Genomic DNA, 20,018 nt, shown 5'->3' with positions numbered 1-20,018 from the left:
CTGGCATTCATGGGCTGGCATCCCGCTGCGGGTCCGGTTCGGGCAATGCGGCCGCCAAGGCGATCCGCGGATCGTCGGCAGGGCCGCCCCTGGAGTCATCGACCCTGGTGTCATCGCCCCTGGAGTCATCGAGGAAGGCGACCGCCAGCCGCGCCTCCGCCGCCAGCGGATCGCCAGCCGGCAAGCGGGCGAAGCTGCCGTCGGCCAAGCCGTAACGCACCGGCTCGCCCTCCTCGATGGCTCCAGGGGCGGCCGGCTGGCGGCGGGCGATGCGGTCGGGATAGGCGAGCGCCAGCAGTTCCCCGATGCGGGCGCAGCCGGCGCGGTCCACCGGCTGGTGGATGCCGATCCGCCACCGCCAGGCCTGCGCGCGCACCAGAATCGGCAAGTCGCGATCCGGGTCGCAGGCCCCCTCGCCTTCCGCGGCCAACAGCCGGTCGACCCGTTCCCGCAGGTCGGTGCCGTCTCCGCCGCCGGGATGGTCCGGTTCCGCCAGCAGGGCGGCCACCGTGCAGGCGAGCCCGCCCAAGCCGATGTCCGCCCCGCACAAGATCAGGCGGGCCAGCCGGGGAGGCAGGCCGAGCCGGGCCATGCGCTGCCCCAGCGGGGTGATCGCCCCGTCGGCGCCGATGGCTCCCAGCAGGACGAGCAGGGAGGATGCCTGGGCGCCAGCGGTGCCGGGGCCGAGGGCTGCACCGGTGTCCTTTTCCCCCCACGCTGCCAGTTCCAGGGCCAGTTCCGCCGCCGGCGCCGCCGGCGCCGCCGGATCGCAGGCGGACGGCTCCGGCAAGACACGGGACGGCGAAAGACGGTAGCAGACCCCCGGCTCATGCCGGCCGGCGGCGATGGCCCGGCGCTGCGCCGCGTCCCGGCCGGTGGGCAGCATGAGCGGGTATGCCATGCCCCGGTTGCGGTCGTGGCGCGGCAGCCGGGTCAGGCCGCAATCGACCACGATGCGGACATCGGCGATCCCGAGTCCCGCCTCGGCCGACGGCGTGGCCAGCACCAGCTTGCGCAGGCCGGGCGGTGCCGGGGCGACGGCGGCCGGCAGGTCGGACGCCGCCTCGTCGCACAGCGAGAGGAGAAGGATGTCCGGACCGACCTCCCCCGCCTCCCGGAGCAGGGCGGCGGCCCGGCAGACGGCGCCACCGTCGGGCAGGATGGCCAGCACGCCGCCGCGCTCCTCCCGCAGGGCGCGCCGGACCGCCGTCGCCACGGCGGTCTCCGGGGCGGCCCCCGGCACGGAGGCCTCGATGGGGCGGATCTCCACCGGGAAGCCGGCGGCGCCGCAGGTCACCACGGGGACCGGGCCGGTTCCGCCGCCCAGCAGGGCGGCCAGGGGAGCCGGGGCCGTCCCCATCGGGTCCGTCATCGCCAGCAGCAGGGTGCGGCCGCACAGCGCCTCGCGTGCCTCCCGCGCGAAGGCGGCACCCAGCAGGCCGTCACCCGGAAAGCCATCGCTGCGCTGTCCGTCGAGGCCGTCGAACAGCACCGCGCCGACATCCGCCAGCTCGGGGGAATCCTGGATGCGGCGCAGGAACAAGGCGGCCGGCAGCAGCTCGATCCGCGTGCGGGGGCCGGCCACGCCGCCCGACAGGGTGTGGAAGCCGACGGTAACGCCGGGCTCCTCCCCCAGCAGGGCGGCCATCCGCAGGCAGGCGGCGCGGGCGGCCAGCCCGTCGGCGGCCACCACGAGGATGTGGTGGCCAGGCAGCCAGGGCTGCTCCAGCAGGGCCGGCGGAACCCGCAGCGTCTTGCCGGCACCCGGCGGCGCCTGGAGCACCGCGCCGCCGTGCCGGCGCAGGACATCGAACAGGCCGGGCAGAACGGCGTCGACGGGAAAGCGGGGCGGAGGAAGGGAGGACGGGAGACTCACGGCTGCAAGCGGGCGAGCGGGCCGGCGGTCAGGCCGGGGCGCCCGGGGAGGCCGGCATGCCGGGAGGAGCGAAGCCGGCAAGCGGATCCGCGGTCACCGGGATCGCGCTGAGTGCCGCGTGCAGCGGGTGGCCCACCGGGGCCCAGGCCATGTGGAAATGCGGAGGATCGACGGCGGTGACGCGGAAGCCCAGCCGTTCGTAGACCTGCCGCCCGTGCGAGCCGGCGATCGGGGTGGACAGCGTGATCGGCACCAGCATGCTGGCCGCCGCCGCCTGGATGCCGCGCAGCACGTCGGAGCCGATGCCCTTGCCCCGCGCCTTGGCCAGGATCTGGAGTTCAGACACCCGCCAGTCGGCACGGCCGAGGTCGATCACCAGCCGCCCCACCCGGTCGGAGGATTTTTCGATGACGAGGTCGACATGCTCGGGATAGATCGCCTCCTGCCCGGCGCGCATCGCCTTGTATTGCTGTTCGTACAGGGAGCGCAGGAAGTCCCGGTCGCCCTCCGCCCAGGACAGCCAGGGGCGGGCCTCGATGAACAGCTCCAAGAGGAAGGTCTCGTCGGAGGGGGCGGCGAAGCGCAGCGACAGGTTGCCCGGCAGGGCAAAGGATCCGGCGAAACCGGCCATGCGTCGGCAAATCCCTGGTTCGGAACGCCGGACGGTCCGCCGCCGCCCCGGTTCCGGAGCGGCGGCGGGCCGCGGCGTCAGTTGAAGATGATCTGGAACACCGCCTTGTCAGCCCCGGCGGGGGTGGCCGGATTGATCCGTTCCACATAGACCGGGCCGAAACTTCCGACTGCCGGATGGCTGATCGTGAAGGAGGCGCCGTTGAAGTGCGGCACCTCTTCCGCGGGGCATTCCAGCAGCAGGTCGAAGGCCGTCCGCAAGGTCCCGCGCATGGTGTTGCGCGGGTGTTCGTTGCAGGCGACCAGGGTGGCGGCGATCTCCAGCCCCTCTTCCGATACCATCGTGAAGACGGTGTTCAGGTGGGGGCCGAAGAGGGCGGAGGACAGGGCGCGCAGCTCGGTCACGGCCGGTCCGGATACAGGCCGTTCATGGCGATGACGAAGCTCATCGCCAGATAGGGCGGCATGTTGGTGAACGGTGTGTTGGAGCCGGTCATCCCGGTCGTCACGGTGCCGCCGGTGACGGCGTTGATCGTCACGGTGGCGGCACCGCTGCCGGCAGTGCCGGTGAGCGAGGCGCTGACGCCGGCCAGCGGGACCTGCGTGCCGGCGGGAGCGGCATAGAGCAGGGCGCTCGGCGAGGGGGCGCCGGTCCCGGTCGACACCTGGCCCAACTGGTTGAAGCCCGTCTGGGGGGTCGCCTTGGTGCCGGCGTTGGCGGTGGCGTTGATCGTCACGCCGACGCCCAGATTGCCGCTGGTCGCCGGGATGCTGACGACCTGCGGGCCGGAAACAGGGGCAAAGCTTGCCGAATGGTTGTGGAGCGGGAGGTTGTTCACAAGGAGTGTGGTGGTCGGGGTTCCGCCAAATGCCCCGAGTGTATAAGAAGTGCCGTTCAGGAGCCCGGTGCCGACCGGTGCGCGCGTCGCTAGATTGGGCAGAGCGAAGGTGGTGGTGCCGTTGCCGCCGAACACCGTGCCCGTCAGCGAAAAGAGTGCCTCATACTGCTGGAGGTTGACGACCTGGCCCTGGCAGAGCTGGTAGTTGTACGGCGCCCAGCTCCAGGGAACCATGAATATCATGCCAAGCATCGGATCCACGGCGTCTCTCCTTAAGGTTGATTATTTGCAGGAACGGCAATGGATGGGAGAAAATATGCGATGAAATACCCGCCGTCCGAGTCCTCGATAATATCAATTCCCTTAGAAGTCAATGCAATCTATGAGTCTCTCCCAACAAGAGATCCTGTGCTCTATTGTTATCTCATCAGATTATAAGTCGCATTTCGACACAACTTGTTGGGTTTTGTCGAAACGGGCGGAACTGTCCACCATCACCCCCGCCATTCCGTCATCCTCACGAAGACGCATCGCGCATGCACATATGCGGCGGGTCGGTAATATAGTGAAAGTAAACAGCCATCATCGTCATTCCTGCGAAAACGGGAATCCAGCGTGAGCCGCGTCTGCGGCGGCATACCCACTGTTCCGCAAAAGATTCATGTGGCTCGTGGAGGCTCGCATTGGATCCTGCTTTCGCGGAGATGGCGAGGAAGATCGTTGCTCATCGATATATAAACTTGCTACCGATACTCTTCCTCTTACCCTCGCCTCGTTGACCTAGGCCGCGGCGGTCAATGCCGCGCCGCACACGCCTTCGGACCGAAACCCATGCCGCTGCCCGATACTCATTGGTTGCAAAGTTATCGGCTTGGCAGGGGAAGATCCATCTGTTTCGGAAAATGTCACAATTTAACGCGTATATGAAAAGCCGTTATTAATGATTTTGCATTGCAATACACAGCCAGTCCCGGCACCGCCCGCGGCATTACGGCACCCGTCCTCGACCGGATGAGATGAGCGCGCACTGTCCCACCCGCTTCTCTTACGGGGATAAGGGAGAAAATGTTGCGGAGATTTCCCTTTCCGGCTGCCGCGCCAGACGGCGCCCCCGTGAAAAAGTCACATTTCGACGCATGCATGCATGTTGTGCCTGACGTCGCTTTCCAATATCAATCTACAATTGATCGTAAAGTGCTAATTCTCGGGTTTCCTACGGGTGCGGGGATGAAATCGATGTTCGGGCGGAAGACGGGTGCTGCGAAGACCGGTGCCGCAGGCGGCAGGGCGGACGGCAAGGTGCTGCGGACGGCGGGCAAGGCCCCGATGGCCTTCGCGCTGGAACCCCGATTCATGTTCGACGCCGCGGGGGCCGCCGTCGCCGATCCGGCCACGGTGGCGCCCCCCGATCCCGTCACCGACCATGCCGCCGACCCGGCGGACTCCGGCCTCGACCATCCGGCCGGGCAGCCATCCTCCGAAGCGCCGCAGGCCGCCGCCCCGGTTCCGCCCCCGGTGGAAATCCGCGCCGCCGACCCGGCGCAGAACGATGGCAGACGCGAAGTCGTCTTCATCGAATCGAACGTCGCCGATTACCAGACGTTGATCGACGGGGCCAAGGCGGGGGTGGAGGTCGTTCTGCTGGACGGCAATTCCAGCGGCGTCGCCCAGATCGCCCAATGGGCGCAGACCCACAGCGGCTACGACGCCATCCACATCGTGTCGCACGGTGGTTCCGGGTTCGTGACGCTGGGGGCCGACCGCGTCGATGCCGCCGCCATCGACGGCCTGCGCGACTCTCTGGCACAATGGGGACGCGCGCTGAGCCCCGGCGGCGACCTGCTGCTGTACGGCTGCGATGTCGCGGAACCCGGCAGCACCACCTTCCTCGACGCCCTGTCCTCCGCCACCGGCGCCGATGTCGCCGCCTCCAACGACGTCACCGGTGGACGGAACGTCACCGGCGATTGGACGCTGGAAGAGCAGACCGGTTCGATCGAAACCGACACTCCCTTCACAGCGGACGCACGATCGCTCTTCGCGACCGAACTGAATACCGGCTCCAACAGGGCTTATTCTTTCGATGGCGGCGACAAGCTCACGCTCACCAACGCAGTCAACGACTTGAATGCCCTTACTGCATTCACGGTTGAATTCTGGGTTAAGCCGGCAAGCTGGTCTGGATATACTGCACTGTTTACAAGTGATGTCCCCCTTGACTCCGTCCTTGGAATTTCGGAGTCCAGAGGACTATCCTTGTATTACGATCAAGCTAATGGAAAACTACTTGGCACAACCTCAACAGAAGCCCCTAGTGGTAGCTCTACCGGTGTTGCGGCGACAATAAGCACCGGACAATGGACGCATATTGCCGCAGTTTTTTCCGTTAACGATGCGACATCCGTAAATATTCAGATGATCGTTAATGGTTCTTCTCTGGGAACTCAGGTGTTCACCCCATCAGGCGGCGGGAATTTCCAGAATTATTCCGGCCTGAACATGATATTCGGCGCCGATCTAACAGACCAAGCAGGTCTTTCCCTCAACGGCGTCGTCGACGACATCCGCATCTGGAACACGGCCCGCACAGCAAACGAAATCAGCAACAATCGCAACAGCGAGTTGACCGGCTCGGAAAGCGGGCTGCTGCATTACTACAAGCTGAACGAAACCACCGGCCAGACCGTCACCGACTCGGTTTCGACCGGTGCGGCGAATGGCCTGCGTGGCGCCGACAACGGAACCAGCACCGACGACCCCACCATCAACCAGGACGGCGCCTTCAACGTTGCCGCCGGTCCCACCGTGTCGTCCGTCTCGGTGCCGTCGAACGCCACCTATGTCCAGGGGCAGACCCTCAGCTTCACGGTCAACACATCGGCCGCCATCACCGTCGATACCACCGGCGGTACGCCGCGGCTGGCGTTGGACATCGGCGGCACCACCAAATACGCCACCTACCAGTCGGGCTCCGGCACGACGGCGCTGGTGTTCAGCTACACCGTCGAAGGGAACCTGACCGACAGCGACGGCATCGCCGTCAGCAGCCTGGATGCCAACGGCGGCACGCTGAAGAACGGCGGCAACGACCTGACCACGACGCTGAACAGCATCGGGTCCACCACGAACGTCCTGGTCGATTCCGCCGCCCCCACCGCGTCGGTGACCACGGCGACGATCCAGAACAGCGCGGGCGTCAGCACGGCGCAGAGCACGGAGACCGGCACGGTCTATCTCGTGCTGTCCTCCGCCACCATCACCGATCAGGCCTCGCTGGAGACGCTGGTCACCGCCGCCACGGCGAAGAAGGCCACGGTCGCCACCGCCAACACCAACACCAGCATCGCCACCACCGGGCTGGCCGACGGCACCTACAAGATCTACTCCGTGGACGCGGCGGGCAACGTCAGTGCCGCATCCTCCAACAGCATCACCATCGACACCACCGCGCCGGTACTGACCATCTCCAACGGGACGGCGCTCGCCTACACCGAAAATGACGCGGCGACCGCGCTCGCTTCCACCGCCACGCTGACGGAGGCGGGAACCCCCGGCGGGTCGGTGCTGACCGTGCGGATCACCGCCAACAACGAAGCGGCCGACACGCTGTCGCTGCCGACCGGCACCAGCACCGGCATCAACATCAACGGCACCGACCTGCGGTCGGGCACCACCAACATCGGCACGGTGACCACCTCCAGCGTCACCAACGGCACCACCTGGACCATCACCTTCCTGTCCTCGGCGACGGCGCAGAACATCCAGGACACCGTCGCCGCCATCCGGTACAACAACACCTCCAACAATCCCGGCACCTCGAACCGCACGGTCACCTTCAACCTGACCGACGGCGCCGGCAACGCCGCCACGGCGGCGACCCGCACCGTCGCCGTCACCGCGGTCAACGGCGCGCCGACCTTCACCTCGACGAACACCGCGTCGGTCAGCACCTTCGACGGGACCAGCGCTGCGGTGAAGACGCTGACCGCGACCGATCCGGAAAGCGACGCGATCTCCTATTCGCTGGTCAGCGTCAACAGCACCACCTCGGGCAGCCCGTTCACCCTGTTCTCGGTCAGCGCCGGCGGGGCGGTCACCGCCGGCAACGCCGCCAACCTGACGCCGGGAACCTACACGCTGGTGGTGCGGGCGACCGACGCCAACAGCGCGACCACCGACCAGACGCTGACGGTCACCGTCTCCAGCTCGCTGATCGTCACCACGGCGACGGACGAGGCGGCGGGGACGACGAGCTACACCACGGAACTGAACGACGACACCGGCCTGTCGCTGCGCGAGGCGGTGGCCATCGCCAACGCCAACGGCGGCGCCACCATCTCGTTCAACGTCGGGGGCATCCAGCTGTCGCTCGGCTCGCTCGCCATCTCGGAAAATATCACCTTCGACGCCGATTCGATCAACACGCTGGCCCTGTCGGCGGCGGCCGCCGGCGACACCATCTCGATCGCCAGCGGCAAGACGCTGACCATCTCCGGCGGATCGGGGGACACCCAGTCTATCGGCAACGTGATCGCCGGGTCGGGCAACCTGGCGCGGAGCGGGTCGGGCACGCTGACCCTGTCGGGAACCAACAGCTATTCCGGCACCACCTCCGTCACCGGCGGCACGCTGGCCGTCTCCGGCGACGGCAACCTGGGCGGCGGCGCGGTGACGCTGGCGGCCGGAACCACGCTGCAGGTCACCGGCGCCACCACCATCGACAACGCCGTAGCGCTGTCGGGTGCCGCCACCGTCCGGACCGACGCCGCGGTCACCATGTCGGGCGCCTTCTCCGGCGGCGCGCAGGCGCTGACCAAGAGCGGCACCGGCACCCTGACCCTGTCCAACACCGGCAACGAGGCCGGGCTGACCGGCGGCGTCACGGTGTCGGACGGCACGCTTGCGGTGGCCGACGACGACGCGCTGGTGGGCGGCACGGTCACGCTGGCCGCCGGAACCACGCTGCAGGTCACCGGCGCCACCACCATCGACAACGCCGTGGCACTGTCGGGTGCGGCCACCGTCCAGACCGACGCCGCGGTCAGCATGTCGGGCGCCTTCTCCGGCGGCGCGCAGGCGCTGACCAAGAGCGGCACCGGCACCCTGACCCTGTCGAACACCGGCAACGAGGCCGGGCTGACCGGCGGCGTCACGGTGTCGGCCGGCTCGCTTGCGGTGGCCGACGACGACGCGCTGGTCGCCGGCACGGTCACGCTGGCCGCCGGAACCACGCTGCAGGTCACCGGCGCCACCACCATCGACAACGCCGTGGCGCTGTCGGGTGCCGCCACCGTCCGGACCGACGCCGCGGTCACCATGTCGGGCGCCTTCTCCGGCGGCGCGCAGGCGCTGACCAAGAGCGGCACCGGCACCCTGACCCTGTCGAACACCGGCAACGAGGCCGGGCTGACCGGCGGCGTCACGGTGTCGGCCGGCACGCTTGCGGTGGCCGACGATAACGCGCTGGTCGCCGGCACGGTCACGCTGGCGGCGGGAACCACGCTGCAGGTCACCGGCGCCACCACCATCGACAACGCCGTCGCGCTGTCGGGTGCGGCCACCGTCCAGACCGACGCCGCGGTCACCATGTCGGGCGCCTTCTCCGGCGGCGCGCAGGCGCTGACCAAGAGCGGCACCGGCACCCTGACCCTGTCGAACACCGGCAACGAGGCCGGGCTGACCGGCGGCCTCACGGTGTCGGCCGGCACGCTTGCGGTGGCCGACGACAACGCGCTGGTGGGCGGCACGGTCACGCTGGCGACAGGAACCACGCTGGCGGTCACCGACGCCACCACCATCGACAACGCCGTGGCGCTGTCGGGCAATGCCACGATCTCCAACAGCGCCGCGGTCACCATGTCGGGCGCCTTCTCCGGCGGCGCGCAGGCGCTGACCAAGAGCGGCGCCGGCACCCTGACCCTGTCCAACACCGGCAACGAGGCCGGGTTGACCGGCGGCCTCACGGTGTCGGAAGGAACGCTGTCGATCGGCAACGACGATCACCTGATGGGCGGCACGCTGACGCTGGACGGCGGCACGCTCGTCCTCGCCAACGTGAACGGCACCATCGACAACGCCATCGCGCTGGGGGCGTCGGGCGGCACGATCAACGTCGCCAGCAGCGGCGCCACCCTGTCGGGCATCATCAGCGGGTCGGGCTCGCTGACCAAGACCGGCGGGCAGATGCTGACGCTCGGCGGGAACAACACCTACACCGGCGCCACCAACATCAACGCCAACATCGTCTACATCACCCACGCCAACGCGCTGGGAACCACGGCGGGCGCCACCACGGTGGCCAGCGGCGCCACCCTGCGCATCGACAGCGGCCTGACCGTCGCCGAGAACCTGACGATCAGCGGCAACGGGGTCTCGATCTCCGGCTCGGATGTCGGGGCCGTGAAGGTCAACGGGGGCGGCACCGGCAGCGCCACCCTCAGCGGCACCGTCACGCTGGCCGCCGACGCCGGCATCGGGTCCTACACCGCCGGCGACACGCTGACGATCTCCGGCGCGATCTCCGGCGGCTTCAACCTGACCAAGGTGGGGGCGGGCACGGTGGCGCTGTCGGGCGCCAACAGCTACACCGGCACCACCACGGTCGGCGCCGGCACCCTGTCGATCGCCGGCTCCGGCAACATCAGCAGCGCCGGCATCACGCTGAGCGGCGGCGGCACGCTGGAGGTGACCGGCAGCAACGTCACGCTGGCCAACGGCCTGACCGTCAGCACCGGCGGCGGCACGGTCAGCACGGCCGACGCGCTGACCCTGTCCGGCACCATCGCCGCCGGAACCAACACGCTGACCAAGAGCGGCAGCGGCACGCTGACCCTGACCGGCACCAACAACTCCACCGCCTGGGCCGCCACGGTGAACGGCGGCACGCTGGCGGTCGGTGCGGCCGCCAACCTCGGCACCGGCACCGTCACGCTGAACGGCGGCACGCTGGCCTCCACCGGCACCCTCACGCTGGCCAACGCCGTCGCGCTCGGCAGCAGCCACGGCACCGTCAGCGTCGACACCGGCAACGCCCTGACCCTGTCGGGCGTCATCAGCGGCTCCGGCGGCCTGACCAAGTCGGGCGCCGGCACGCTGACCCTGTCCGCCACCGGCACCTACACCGGCACCACCAGCCTGTCGGCCGGCTCCCTGATCGTCACCGGCACCCTGAACGGGTCGTCGGCCGGCGCGGTCACGGTGGGCAGCGGCGGCACGCTGGCCGGCACGGGCACCGTCAACGGCGGCCTGACCGTACAGTCCGGCGGCACGCTGTCCCCCGGCATCGCCGGCACCAACAACGGCGTCGGCACCCTGACCGTCAACGGGGGCCTGACCATCCAGTCGGGCGGCACCCTGGCGGTCGATCTGGTCAGCACCAGCAGCCATGACCAGGTGGCGGTCACCGGGGCGGTGGACGTCAGCAGCGCCACCCTGACCGCCGGCGGCAGCTACACCCCGGCCAAGACCGCCAGCGGCGACAGCTTCGCCATCATCTCCAACGACGGCAGCGACGCCGTCACCGGCACCTTCACCGGGCTGGCCTCGGGCGCCACGCTGAGCCTGAACAGCGGGACGATCACGATCAGCTATGCCGCCGGCAGCAACAGCAACGACGTCGTGCTGACCGGACCGGTCAACCAGGCCCCGGCGCTGGCCGGCACCTTCACCACCGCCGGCACCGTCGACGACAACGCCACCACCACGCCCTTCGCCAACGTGACGGTGACGGATGCCGACGACAACACCGGGACCTTCACCGTCCTCATCGCCTACACCGCGGCCAACGGCACGCTGTCCAGCGCCGGCGGCGGGCTGACCGGCACGGCCGGCAACTACACGCTGACCGCCACCACGCCCGGCGGGCTGCAGACCCTGCTGCAGGCGCTGGTCTTCACCCCCACCAACAACCAGGTGGTGCCCGGCAGCACGGTGCAGACCACCTTCAGCCTGACCGCCGGCGACGGCATCAGCAGCAGCAGCGCCAACAGCAGCACGGTCGTCACCGCCACCTCGATCAACGACGCGCCGACCGACATCGCCCTGTCGAACAGCTCCGTCACCATCTTCGACGGCACCAATGCGGTGGTCGGCACCCTGTCGAAGACCGATGCCGACACCGGCCAGACCTTCACCTATACGCTGGTCAGCGGCACCGGCGACACCGACAACGCCCTGTTCAACATCTCCGGCACGTCGCTTCAGGCGAACAACGCCAGCACCCTGACCGCCGGGCAGAGCTACTCGGTCCGCATCCAGGTCAGCGACGGCACTGCCACCTATGAGGAGGTGTTCAGCATCAGCGTGACGAACGACCTGACGGTCGACGTCACCGCCATCGACAGCAGCGCACCGGCCGGCACCTATACGGCCGACAAGGGCGACGGCGGCGGCCTGGACCTGAAGGAGGCCATCGCCCTTGCCAACGCCGTGAGCGGCAACATCACCATCCGCTTCGCCACCACGCTGGGCGGCACCATCACGCTGCCCGCCACCCTGACGGTGCGCGACGGGGTGACGCTGGCGATGGACAGCGACACCGACAGCCGGTCGATCACCATCGCCGCCAACGGCTTCACGCTGGGCAACAGCTTCGGCGTCAGCGTCGGCGAAGGCGACACGCTGACCATCGACTCCACCCTGGCCGACAACGGCACCGACAGCGCGGCACTGACCAAGAGCGGCACCGGCACGCTGGTGCTGGGCGGCACCAACAACACCGCCAGCGGCAACACCGGCATCAACACGATCACCGTCAGCGCCGGCACGCTGTCGGTGGCGGGCGATGCCAACCTGGGCACCGGCACGGTGACGATGGGCGGCGGCACCCTGACCGTCACCGGCGCCACCACCATCGACAACGCCATCGCCCTGTCGTCCAGCTCCACCATCGACAACGCCAACGCCGTCACCCTGTCGGGCGATGTCACCGGCACCGGCGGCCTGACCAAGTCGAGTGCCGGCAAGCTGACGCTGAGCGGTGCCAACAACACCTGGTCCGGCGGCACCACCATCCGCAGCGGCGAGGTGGAACTGGGCGCATCCGGCACCATCGGCAGCGGCACCATCACCCTGAACGGCGGCACGCTGAGCACCACGGCGGCCAGCCAGACGCTGACCAACGCCATCGCCCTGACCGGCACCGGCACGGTGAAGACCGCCAACGCCCTCACCCTGTCCGGCGTCGTCAGCGGCACCGGCGCCCTGACCAAGGACGGCAGCGGCACGGTCACCCTGTCCGGCACCAACACCCACAGCGGGTCGGTCACCGTTTCCGCCGGCACCCTGACGGCGTCGGGTGGCAGTGCCATCGGCAACGGCAGCGCCGTCACGGTGTCGACCGGCGCCACCCTGGCGCTCGACGCCAGCGAGACCATCGGCTCGCTGGCCGGATCCGGTTCGGTCACGCTGGGCAGCTATATCCTGACGGCCGGCGACGGCACCAACACCACCTTCTCCGGCGTGCTGTCCGGCACCGGCGGGCTGACCAAGGCCGGCAGCGGCACCCTGACTCTGTCAGGCGCCAACACCTACAGCGGCGCCACCACCGTGTCGGCCGGCACCCTGGCGCTTCAAGGCGGCGCGTCCATCGCGGACAGCTCCGCCGTGACGGTGTCGTCCGGGGCGACCCTGTGGTTCGACGACAGCGTGAGCGAGACGATCGGCTCCCTGTCCGGCAGCGGCACGGTCAGTCTGAACAACGGCACCCTGACCATGGGCGGGGACAACACGTCGACTGAGTTCTCCGGCGTCATCGAGCAAAACCAGACCGGAAACATCGTCAAAACCGGCAGCGGCACGATGACGCTGTCGGGCGCCAACACCTACACCGGCACCACCGCCGTCAGGGGCGGCACCCTGTCGGTGACCGACGCCACCAACATCAGCACAGGCGCGCTGACGATCGACAACGGCACGCTGGCGATCACCGGCACCGGCGTCAGCCTCGCCAACCTCATCACCGTCGGCACCTTCGGCGCCACCGTCACCGCATCCAACACCGCCACCCTGACTGGCGTGATCAGCGGCAGCGGCGCCCTGACCAAGGGCGGTGCCGGCACCCTGACCCTGTCCGGCACCAACACCCGCAGCGGCGCCACCACCGTCAGCGCCGGTACGCTGACGCTGAACGGCGGCAGCGCCATCGCCGATACCGGCGCCATGACGGTCGACTCCGGCGCCACGCTGGCGCTGGGGGCAGCCGAGACGATCGGCTCGCTCACCGGCGCCGGTTCGGTCACGCTGGACAGCTACACCCTGACCGCCGGTGGCGACAACACCAGCACCAGCTTCTCCGGCGTCCTGTCCGGCACCGGCGGCCTGACCAAGTCGGGCACCGGCACGCTGACCCTGTCGGGAGCCAACAGCTACACCGGTGCCACCACCGTGTCGGCCGGCACGCTGACGGTGTCGGGCGGCTCGGCGATCAGCGACAGCAGCGCCGTGTCGGTCGGCACCGGCGCCACCCTGGCACTCTCTGCCGCCGAGACCATCGGCTCGCTCGCCGGTGCCGGTTCGGTCACGCTGGGCGCCAACACCCTGACGGCCGGTGCGGACAACACCAGCACCAGCTTCTCCGGCGTGCTGTCCGGCACCGGCGGCCTGACCAAGTCGGGCACCGGCACGCTGACCCTGTCGGGCGCCAACACCTATACCGGCACCACCACCGTGTCGGCCGGCACGCTGACCGTGTCCGGCGGCTCGGCGATCAGCGACAGCAGCGCCGTGTCGGTCGGCACCGGCGCCACGCTGGCGCTCTCTGCCGCTGAGACCATCGGCTCGCTCACCGGTGCCGGCAACGTCACGCTGGGCGCCAACACCCTGACGGCCGGTGCGGACAACACCAGCACCAGCTTCTCCGGCGTGCTGTCCGGCACCGGCGGCCTGACCAAGTCGGGTTCCGGCACGCTGACCCTGTCGGGAGCCAACACCTACACCGGCAGCACCACGGTGTCGGCCGGCACGCTGACCGTGTCCGGCGGCTCGGCCATCGCCGACAGCAGCGCGGTGACGGTGGACAGCGGCGCCACGCTGACCCTGTCGGCGGCTGAGACCATCGGCTCGCTCGCCGGTGCCGGCTCGGTGACGCTGGGCGCCAACACCCTGACCACCGGTGCGGACAACAGCACCACCAGCTTCTCCGGCGTGCTGTCCGGCACCGGCGGCCTGACCAAGTCGGGCACCGGCACGCTGACCCTGTCGGGGGCCAACAGCTACACCGGCGCCACCACGGTGTCGGCCGGCACGCTGACCGTGTCCGGCGGCTCGGCCATCGCCGACAGCAGCGCGGTGACGGTGGACAGCGGCGCCACGCTGACCCTGTCGGCGGCTGAGACCATCGGCTCGCTCGCCGGTGCCGGCTCGGTGACGCTGGGCGCCAACACCCTGACGGCCGGCGGCGACAACAGCTCCACCACCTTCTCCGGCGTGCTGTCCGGCACCGGCAATCTGGCGAAGACCGGCACCGGCACCCTGACGCTGTCGGGCACCAACAGCTACACCGGCACCACCGGCGTCACCGCCGGCACCCTGTCGGTGACCGGCGGCAGCAACCTGGGCAGCGGCAGCGTGACGCTCAACGGCGCCACGCTGGCGATCACCGGCACCGGCGCCACCGTCTCCAACGCCATCACCGCCGGCAGCAATGGCGCCACGATCAACACCACCAACAGCGCCACCCTGTCGGGCGTCCTGTCCGGCACCGGCGGCCTGACCAAGTCGGGCACCGGCACGCTGACCCTGTCGGGGGCCAACAGCTACACCGGCGCCACCACCGTGTCGGCCGGCACGCTGACGGTGTCGGGCGGCTCGGCCATCGCCGACGACAACGCGGTGTCGGTCAGCTCCGGCGCCACCCTGGCACTCTCTGCCGCAGAGACCATCGGTTCGCTGAGCGGTGCCGGCAACGTCACGCTGGGCGCCAACACCCTGACCGTCAGCCCGTCGAGCGGCTCCACCAGCTTCTCCGGCGTGCTGTCTGGCACCGGCGGCCTGACCAAGTCGGGGGCCGGCAGCCTGACCCTCTCGGGGGCCAACACCTACACCGGTGCCACCACCGTATCCGGCGGCACGCTGACCGCGTCGGGCGGCTCGGCGATCAGCGACAGCAGCGCGGTGACGGTGGCGAGCGGGGCGACGCTGTCGGTGCCGGACACGGAAACGGTGGGGTCGATCGCCGGCGCCGGCGCCATCGTGCTGGGCGGGACTCTGACGGCCGGCGGCAACAACACGTCGACGGAGTTCAGCGGCGTCATCAGCGGCTCCGGCGGCGTGACGCTCATCAAGCAGGGCAGCGGCACGCTGACCCTGTCGGGAACCAACACCCACAACGGCGGCACCAGCATTTTCGCCGGCACGATCATCGCCGCCTCCACCGGCGGTCTGGGCGCATCCGGCGTCGATCTGGCCGCCGGCACGACGCTGAGCTTCGCGGTGACGGGGAGTTTCGGCAACTACATCCAACTGAGCGGCGCCGCCACCATCGACGTCGGCTCGGGATACACCGCCACCCTCAGCAACACCATCGACGGCTCCTTCGACCTGACCAAGTCGGGGACCGGCACGCTGACCCTGTCAGGCAGCAGCACCTACAGCGGCAGCACCACCGTGTCGGCAGGGACGGTGCTGGTGACTGGAGCGCTGGGCGACACCAGCGGGGTGTCGGTGGCCTCCGGCGCCACGCTGGGCGGCACCGGCAGCATCTTCGCCAGCGGCTCCTCCAACACGCTGACGGTGGCCTCCGGCGCCACGCTGGCCCCCGGCGTCGCCGGGACCAACAACGGCATCGGTTCGCTGACCGTCAACGGCAACCTGTCGATGAGCGGCACCCTGGCGGTGGAGATCGCCGGCACGGCGGCTGGCAGCTACGATCAGGTGATCGTCAGCGGCACCGTCACGCTGGCCAGCGGGTCGAGCGCCGTCACCGTCGCCCGGGTCAACAGCTTCGCCGCCGTCAACGCCGCCACCTACAAGGTGATCGACCAGACCGGCAGCGGTGCGGTGTCCAGCACCCTGTCCGGGCTGGCGCAGGGCGACACGCTGAGCACGAACGGCGACCTCTACACCGTCGATTACGTCGGCGGCACCGGCAACGACCTCGTCGTGACCTCGCTCGTCAACCCGACCGTCTCGTCGGTCACCACCACCACCGCCGATGGCACCTACAAGGCCGGCAGCACCGTCACCGTCACCGTCACCTTCAACCGGGCGGTGACGGTCACCGGCACGCCGACGCTGGCGCTGAACATCGGCCGCAACGCCACCTACACCGGCGGATCGGGGACGACCACGCTGACCTTCACCTACACGGTGCAGGACGGCGACAACTCGGCCGACCTCGATTATGCCTCGACGGGTGCGCTGACGCTGAACGGCGGCAGCATCGCCGACAGCTCCACCAGCCTGGACGCGATCCTGACGCTGGCGGCGCCGGGGGCGGCCAACTCGCTGGGCGCCAACAAGGCGATCGTCATCGACACCGCGGCCCCGACGGTCAGTTCCGTCTCGGCGGTGAACGGCACCTACCGGGCCGGCGAGACCATCGACGTCACCGTCACCTTCTCGGAAGCGGTCACCGTCACCGGCACGCCGACCTTCGGAATCACGCTCGACAACGGCACGGTGGTGCAGGCGACCTACCTGTCGGGGTCGGGCGGCACCGCGCTGACCTTCCGCTACACCGTGGGCACCAACCTGACCGATGCCGACGGCATCGGCATCGGCGGATCGATCAGCGGCGGCAGCATCGCCGACCTGATCGGCAACAGCGCGATCCGCACGCTGAACAGCGTCGCCGGCATGGGGGCCGTGCGCGTCGACAGCGTCCATCCCACCGTCACCAACGTCACCGCCAGCACCGAGAACGGCACCTACACCACCGGCGAGACCATCTCGATCCAGGTGACCTTCAGCGAGGCGGTGACCGTCAACGGCACCCCGACGCTGGCGCTGAACACCGGCCGCACCGCCACCTACAGCAGCGGGGCCGGCACCAACACGCTGACCTTCACCTACACGGTGCAGGCCGGCGACACCGCCGCCGACCTGGACGCGATCGGCACGACGGCACTTGCCGGTTCGATCACGGACATCGCCGGCAATGCCGGGGTCCTGACCCTGACGATGCCGGGCGACGTGCGGTCGCTGGGGCTGAACAAGAACATCGCCATCGACACCACGGCGCCGACGATCCGCAGCATCGTTGCGCCCATCGACGGCACCTACGGCGTCGGCCGGACGCTGAGCTTCTACATCCAGACCAGCGAGGTGGTGATCGTCAACGGTGTCCCGACCATCACGCTGGACGTCGGCGGCCAGACCCGTCAAGCGGTCTACAACGCCACGGCCAGCAGCGGGACGGTCCTGCGCTTCGATTATGTGGTGCAGGCGGGCGACGCCGACGCCGACGGCATCGCCGTCACCGGACTGAACTACAACGGCGGCAGCATCACCGACCGTGCCCGCATCCCGCTCCCGGCGACGCTGACCGGCATGCCGGGCCTGCAGAACGTCCTGGTCGACACCGTCGCCCCGGCCACCCCCTCGGTCCCGGTGCTGGCGTCCGGACAGGACACCGGCGTCTCCGCCACCGACGGGCTGACCAACATCAGCCGTCCGACCGTCGGCGGCACGGCGGAGCCCGGCTCCACCGTCACCGTCCTGATCGACGGCGTCGCGGCCGGCACCACCATCGCCGGGTCCGACGGCAACTGGAGCTTCACGCCCACCACCCCGCTGGCCAACGGCACCCATGCCGTCACCAGCCGGGCGACCGACCCGGCCGGCAACGACAGCGGCACCTCGGCGGCACTGACGCTGACCGTCGACGCCACGCCGCCGGTGCTGTCGACCCCGGCGATTGCCGGCGGCATCGACAACAGCGCCAACGTCACCCCGGTCAACCGGCCGACCCTGACCGGCACCGCCGATCCGAACAGCACGGTCACCGTCATCATCGACGGCGTCACCGTCGGAACGGCCACCGCCGGCAGCGACGGGTCCTGGAGCTTCGCCGTCACCACCCCGCTGACCGACGGCGCCCACAGCGTGGTGACCACCGCCACCGACAGCGCCGGCAACATCGGCCGGTCGGGAACGCTGAGCCTGACGGTCGACACCCAGGCCCCGACGGTGTCCGCCGGCGGGACCGCTCCGACGCTGAGCGCCGGCGGCACGGCGACGCTGGGGTCCGCCGTCTCGCTGTCGGACGCCAGTTCGCTGAACCGGGTGACCGTCACCCTGACCGATGCCCGCAGCGGCGACGAGCTGGTGATCGGCGCCCTGCCGGCCGGCATCACCGCGACCCGCGACGGCAACAGCATCGTGCTGACCGGCACGGCGTCGGCCGCCGACTATCAGGCGGCGGTGCAGGCGATCGGGCTGCGGTCGACCGCCTCCGACCCGAGCTTCGCCGGCACGGCGACCAGCCGGTCGATCAGCATCCAGGGCCGCGACCTCGCCGGCAACAGCTCGACCGCGGCGACGGTGACGGTCGCGGTGGCCCGCGCCAGCACGACCACCACGGCGCCCACCACACCGGCGACGACCACACCGGCGACGACCACACCCGTCACCGTCAGCGGCAACGGCCCGTCGCTGTCCGGCAGTTCGACGACCGGCTCCTCGTCCAACGGCCCGTCCTCCAGCAGCTCCTCGAACAGCCCGTTGGGCGGCACCGGCGGCACCGGCTCCGGACCGACGCTGCCGGGCGGCGGCGCCAGCGGTACCAGCGGCGGAACCCCCGGCAGCTCGTCCAGCACGGATGCCGGCCGGTCGGTCACGCTGAACAACATCGGCGGCGGTTCGTCCAGCACGGACGCCGGCCGGTCGGTGACGCTGAACAACATCGGCGGCGGTTCGTCCAGCACGGATGCCGGCCGGTCAGTGACGCTGAACAGCATCGGCGGCGGTTCGTCCAGCTCCGGTTCCAACAGCGGCTCCGGCAGCGGGCTGGGAGGAAGCGGCCTCGGCGGTGGTCTGGGCGGCGGCCTGGGCGGCGGCCTGGGTGGCAGCCTGGGTGGCGGCGGCCTTGCCGGCGGCGGTTTGGGCGGCAATGGCCTTGGCAGCAATGGTCTGGGCAGCGGTCTCGGTACCGGCGGCACGCCCGGAGGGACCGGCACGGGCACGGGCACGGGCACCAATACCGGCGGCCAGGGCACTCCCGGCCAAAGCACTCCCGGCCAGACCGGCACGCAGGGCAACGGCCTGAACAACGGTCAGGGTCAGGGCCAAGGCCAAGGCTTGGGCCAGGAGCGGGGCAACGGCCTCGGCACCGGACAGGGCCGCGGCTCGACGACCGGACAGCCGGGGACCCAGGGTCCGCAGGGCCAGCAGGGTCAGGGCCAGCAAGGCCAAGGTCAGGGCCAGCCGCAGGGCCAACCCCAGAACCAGCCGCAAAACCAGAACCAGCCCCAGAACCAGGACGCCCCCCAGGATGGCGGCGGCACCCCGGCGGACGGGGCCGGACAGCCGGCGGATCGTGGGGCGGACGACCGTGCCGAGATCATGCCGGCCTCCCCCGGCTTCGCCCGTCAGGTCGCCCGCGCCCATGGCGGTCCGGCCGGTGCCGCCGACCTGCTGGCGGCACTCGCCAGCCACATCCTGCCCGACAGCCGGGCCGCCTGACGGCGGCCCGCTTCCCAACCTCCCCTTCTTCCCGCACCGTTTCCTCGTCCAAT

Annotated in this window: 5 protein-coding genes; 1 reads left to right on the top strand and 4 read right to left on the bottom strand. The window is 69.8% G+C overall.

Annotated elements, in window-relative coordinates:
* Positions 1-7: 7 nt before the first annotated feature.
* The 4 genes from AZOLI_RS29405 to AZOLI_RS30635 form a co-directional block, all read right to left on the bottom strand.
* Positions 8-1,876 (bottom strand): hypothetical protein, encoded by a 1,869-nt coding sequence (locus AZOLI_RS29405; protein ID WP_048816599.1) that lies wholly within the window; start codon positions 1,874-1,876, stop codon positions 8-10.
* A gap of 28 nt (positions 1,877-1,904) precedes the next feature.
* Positions 1,905-2,507: a GNAT family N-acetyltransferase gene (locus AZOLI_RS29400; RefSeq protein WP_014189918.1), complete on the bottom strand. Its 603-nt coding sequence runs from the start codon at positions 2,505-2,507 to the stop codon at positions 1,905-1,907.
* Between the two features lie 77 nt (positions 2,508-2,584).
* Positions 2,585-2,911 (bottom strand): DUF6916 family protein, encoded by a 327-nt coding sequence (locus AZOLI_RS29395; RefSeq protein ID WP_014189917.1) that lies wholly within the window; start codon positions 2,909-2,911, stop codon positions 2,585-2,587.
* Positions 2,908-3,597, bottom strand: coding sequence for a phage tail protein (locus AZOLI_RS30635; RefSeq protein WP_065814252.1), 690 nt, complete (start codon positions 3,595-3,597; stop codon positions 2,908-2,910). Before AZOLI_RS30635 ends, AZOLI_RS29395 begins: the two co-directional genes overlap by 4 nt.
* Before the next feature lie 813 nt (positions 3,598-4,410).
* On the opposite strand from AZOLI_RS30635, the gene AZOLI_RS33745 reads away from it, so the two are divergent.
* Positions 4,411-19,965: an autotransporter-associated beta strand repeat-containing protein gene (locus AZOLI_RS33745; RefSeq protein WP_014189915.1), complete on the top strand. Its 15,555-nt coding sequence runs from the start codon at positions 4,411-4,413 to the stop codon at positions 19,963-19,965.
* Positions 19,966-20,018 lie beyond the last annotated feature (53 nt).

Source organism: Azospirillum lipoferum 4B, assembly GCF_000283655.1.
Classification (GTDB): Bacteria; Pseudomonadota; Alphaproteobacteria; order Azospirillales; family Azospirillaceae; genus Azospirillum; species Azospirillum lipoferum_C.
Note: the sequence above shows the minus strand (reverse complement) of the source record. Positions and strands in the feature narration are given on the sequence as shown.

Coding starts and splice junctions, on each gene's coding strand:
- AZOLI_RS30635 (WP_065814252.1), bottom strand. CDS start 3,597: ATGCTTGGCATGATATTCATGGTTCCCTGGAGCTGGGCGCCGTACAAC.
- AZOLI_RS33745 (WP_014189915.1), top strand. CDS start 4,411: ATGTTGCGGAGATTTCCCTTTCCGGCTGCCGCGCCAGACGGCGCCCCC.
- AZOLI_RS29400 (WP_014189918.1), bottom strand. CDS start 2,507: ATGGCCGGTTTCGCCGGATCCTTTGCCCTGCCGGGCAACCTGTCGCTG.